Raw genomic sequence first — 246 nt, 5'->3', positions numbered from 1 at the left:
TTACACTTCTGGGCAGGGCCCGCTGGGAGAAGGACCCGGAGACAGGAAAGTGGTCTCCGGCAGCGGATCGCTGGCACACCGGATTTATCGACGCCGCAGGTCACGGTGGGCTGCTCGGCCAGATCGAGGGACGGGCCGCCGGCGATGTGCTGGCCTGGCCGGCCGACACCCCGCTCACCTGGCGCCAGGGGGTTCGTTTCGTGGCCATCGACATGTCCCCGTTGTGTCGGGCGGCGATCCGCACCG

Annotated in this window: 1 pseudogene; it reads left to right on the top strand. The window is 69.1% G+C overall.

Features of this window, described 5'->3' with window-relative positions:
• Nucleotides 1-246, top strand: a pseudogene (locus FMEAI12_RS36695) (ISL3 family transposase); the annotation flags it as partial.

The sequence above is a fragment of the Parafrankia sp. Ea1.12 genome, assembly GCF_900465275.1.
Lineage (GTDB): Bacteria > Actinomycetota > Actinomycetes > Frankiales > Frankiaceae > Parafrankia > Parafrankia soli.
The sequence above is the reverse complement of the archived record's forward strand: the minus strand, read 5'-3'. Positions and strand labels throughout refer to the sequence as shown.